This window comes from Streptomyces sp. G-G2 (assembly GCF_030063135.1).
Taxonomy (GTDB): Bacteria; Actinomycetota; Actinomycetes; order Streptomycetales; family Streptomycetaceae; genus Streptomyces.
Map to the genome: position 1 here is coordinate 1 of NZ_JASISO010000114.1, position 2753 is coordinate 2753.

Sequence of the window (2753 nt, forward strand, 5' to 3'; positions counted from 1 at the left end):
GTCCGCGTCCTGCAACGCATCCTGGCCCTCACCGCCGCAATCTGGCACAACACCAAGGCCGGCGAACCAGTGCTCCGCTCACTGACCGCCTACGATCACTGACCCCTTGGAATCAATCATCTAGGCGCGGGCACCCCTCCGCGAGAGGCGCGGCGTCCGGGTGATGCCTGTGTCGAGTGGCGTAACACTGCGTTGTCCGTGCTGCCGCAGCGGGCAGGGATCGACGTGCCGTTTGAAGGACTGAGGATCCGACGTCAGGATCTCTCAGCGCCCTCGTGCCCGGACAGTGCCGCCTGCCCGTTTCTCCTGTCCCGCCGACCGCTCGGCCAGTGAGGTCAGCCTGGCCGTCGGCGCGTTCAACAAGGCGGTCCACCTCGTGCTGCGCCGCGTTAGTTCGTTGAGGGGTGGAAGATGGACCTCCGCGCGAAGGACGCCCGCTACGTCCGCTTTGTTCGGCTGAACGTGACAGTGCCGACGCAGACACCGTCCACGGGACCCAGATCTACGAGCTGCGTGTGCGGGTCGTAGACACGATAGAGTGCGCTCGATAGTTCAAAGCCTTCCGGTCCGCCGGAAGGCTTTTCGCGTTCTCCAGGAGGATTAGATGGCAGACGTGGCTGTCCGCAGAGCGGGCGCCGTCGACCGCGACATCTTGGAACGGCTCTGGCCGCTTTTCCTGCACGACCTGTCAGAGTTCAGGGGCGTCCTGCCGAACCCGGACGCAACATACCGGCGCGAGTGGCTGGAGTCGGCGATCGGCGATCCCACCTGGGCGGCCTACCTCGTATGGTCTGGCGACCGGCCGGTCGGCTTCGCGTTCGTACGCGCGCTGGACAGCGAGGCGCGCGTGCTGAACAGCTTCTTCGTGGTGCGTGGGGCACGCCGGTCGGGCCTCGGGCTGCGAGCGGTGCAGTCCGTCCTGACCGCGCACCCCGGCCGATGGGAGATCGCTTTTCAGGAGGAGAACGCGGGCGCGGCCCGCTTCTGGCGTCGCGTCGCTTCCGAAGTCGCGGGCGAGGCCTGGACCGAGGAGCGGCGACCGGTGCCCGGGAAGCCCGAGTTGTCGGCGAACACGTGGGTTGCGTTCGACGCGCGCTAGTCCTGCTCCGCGTTAGCTCGTGGAGGGGTGTCGGTCAGGCTGGTTGGTCGCCGAGGTAGAGGTAGCAGGCGCAGTCGAGGCAGTCTTCGGGGCTGCCGGCGGGCAGTCCGCTGGGCAGGAAGTTGTCCTGGTGCTGCCTCGGCTGGCCAGGTAAAGGGCGAAGCCCCAGGTATGCAGCACGCCGGTGAAGCGCAGGCGGCACAGCGGGAGCTGTTCGCCGTCCTTCAGCTCACCGCTGACGTAGGCGAAGCCGGTGCGGAACCGGACGTCGACGCGGGCCAGTTGCGGCCAGCGCCCCTTGGCATGGGCGTTCAGGCGCTGGCGCAGGTGGTGCTGCATGGACTCGGGCGGGTTCTTCGGCACAGCCCCATCCTGCCCGCGGCGCCGACGGTCCGCCATGATCATCGATCATGATCGTGCGCAAGCGGGTGGGCGGGGCCGTCGCGGCAGTCGCGGTGACCTTGGACGACGCCGCGAGCCGGGCCCTGGAGCGGCTGGCCCTCTCTGCGAAGGCCCAGGTCCGCGAAGCCCTGCGGGCCCGGATCGTCCTGGCAGCGGCCGACGGCCTCGCCAACGCCGAGACCGCACGCGACCTCGGCGTCTCGGTGTACACCGTGCGCAAATGGCGCGGACGCTTCGCCGAGCACGGAATCCAGGGCCTGAAGGACGCCGGGCGCTCGGGCCGCCCCAGGGTCTACGACGGCAAGGTACGCGTGGCCGTCGTGGTCGCCGCCACCAGCACCCCTGCACATCCGGCCGCGACCTGGACCCACCGGGCGATCGCCGAGCGGGTCGCCCAGACCGTGTCCGCGTACATCCCACCCTCCCAAGTCGGCCGGATAATCGCCGAGTTGGACCTCAAGCCGCACAAAATCCGGGGCTGGCTCACCCGCCGCGACACACCCGACTTCTGACAGCGCGCCGAACACATCTGCGACCTCTACCGCGACCCGCCCGCCGGCGCGCTCCTGCTGTCGATCGACGAGAAGACCGCAATCGCGGCGCGCTCCCGCAAGCACCCCGGCAGCCCCGCCGCCCCGGGCCGGGCACCACGCCAGGAGTTCGAGTACGTCCGCCACGCAGCACCGCTTCCCTGGTCGCCGCCCTGGACGTGCGCACCGGCGAAGTCCTGACCGAGGTGATCGCCCGCAACAACGCGGTGACCTTCACCGGCTTCCTCGACCGCATCGACGCCCTCGTCCCCCAGGGCGCCGACATCCACGTGGTGCTGGACAATGGCTCCTCGCACACCGCCAAGCACACCAAGGCGTGGTTCAAGGCCCATCCGCGCTGGACGGCGCACTTCACCCCGCCCCACGCCTCCTGGCTCAACCAGATCGAACTGGTCTTCTCCGCGCTGACCCGCAGCGTCCTGCGCCACGGCGACTTCGCCAGCCGCGACGACCTCGTCGACAAGCTCGACAGCTACATCATCAACCGCAACGAGACCGCGAAGCCCTTCCGCTGGACCTATGCAGGTACCCCGCTCAAGGAAGCCCCCTGACCAACACCCCTCAACGACTAACGGGGTCTGTACGGTCAACGGTGGATCTTCGAGCAGGAAGTGACACCTGATGACTGACGTGACCGTGTCGGCGGAGGCCGTGGCGGAAGTACAGCCGTCCGGGTTGGTGCCGGAGGTTCTGGACGATCA

The 2753-nt window shown here is 68.6% G+C and carries 4 protein-coding genes and 1 pseudogene; 4 read left to right on the forward strand and 1 reads right to left on the reverse strand.

What is annotated here, in order from left to right:
* A pseudogene (locus QMF80_RS37735) lies at nucleotides 1–102 on the forward strand (IS982 family transposase); the annotation flags it as partial.
* 502 nt (nucleotides 103–604) lie between these two features.
* Complete coding sequence (locus QMF80_RS37740) at nucleotides 605–1099, forward strand: GNAT family N-acetyltransferase (protein ID WP_283461931.1); 495 nt, start codon at nucleotides 605–607, stop codon at nucleotides 1097–1099.
* Between the two features lie 12 nt (nucleotides 1100–1111).
* Here the strand turns inward: QMF80_RS37740 and QMF80_RS37745 are convergent, their stop codons facing one another.
* Nucleotides 1112–1504: a hypothetical protein gene (locus QMF80_RS37745; RefSeq protein WP_283461933.1), complete on the reverse strand. Its 393-nt coding sequence runs from the start codon at nucleotides 1502–1504 to the stop codon at nucleotides 1112–1114.
* Nucleotides 1505–1509: 5 nt separating this feature from the next.
* Here QMF80_RS37745 and QMF80_RS37750 point away from each other — a divergent pair, with 5 nt between their 5' ends.
* Entirely contained in the window at nucleotides 1510–2013 is a 504-nt protein-coding gene (locus QMF80_RS37750) for a helix-turn-helix domain-containing protein (RefSeq protein WP_283461935.1), read from the forward strand.
* Nucleotides 2014–2030: 17 nt separating this feature from the next.
* Nucleotides 2031–2603, forward strand: a complete 573-nt coding sequence (locus tag QMF80_RS37755; protein WP_283461937.1) for an IS630 family transposase — start codon at nucleotides 2031–2033, stop codon at nucleotides 2601–2603.
* The last annotated feature ends 150 nt before the right edge of the window (nucleotides 2604–2753 follow it).